Origin of the sequence: Novosphingobium mangrovisedimenti (assembly GCF_025153475.1) — a bacterium.
Classification (GTDB): domain Bacteria; phylum Pseudomonadota; class Alphaproteobacteria; order Sphingomonadales; family Sphingomonadaceae; genus Novosphingobium; species Novosphingobium mangrovi_A.
Genome location: NZ_JANZXA010000065.1, coordinates 1 through 449, shown reverse-complemented (window position 1 = coordinate 449; position 449 = coordinate 1). Strand labels below are relative to the sequence as shown.

The 449-nt window shown below is 63.3% G+C and carries 1 protein-coding gene; it reads right to left on the bottom strand.

From position 1 onward, the window contains the following. Nucleotides 1–38: 38 nt before the first annotated feature. Nucleotides 39–449: SDR family oxidoreductase (locus NZK81_RS21480; protein ID WP_260047992.1), on the bottom strand; the 411-nt coding region annotated here is incomplete at its 5' end.

Below are 449 nucleotides of genomic sequence, written 5' to 3'. Positions count from 1 at the left end.
ATCGAGCACCCGCCAAGGGTGGAGAGATCTAAGCCGCTTCAGCTTCCGGGGCGTTTGCCAATGCCGATTCCACCGTCGCTGAGCAAAACCGTTCCTGTCATGTAGGCCGAGTCCCGACGCGAGGCCAGCAAGGCATAGAGGCCGGAGTGATCATCCGGTTCGGCGATCCGCGCGAGCGGCGTCATCCCGGCAATCATCGCGTCGAGCCCTTCCATATCTTCCATGTGAACATCGGCTGTTCCGCCCACATGGGTACCGCCCAGCGGCGTTCGGGTGCCGCCTGGCGCCACGCCGTTGACCCTGACGTCGGGGGTTAGTTCCCAGGCGAGCTGGCGGATCAGGCCCAGCACGGCGTGCTTCGACGCCACATAGGGCGTACCGCCACCGCCGGTGTAGAAGCTTGAAGTCGAGGCAGTAAAGATGATGCTGCCCTTGGTCTTACGCAACTC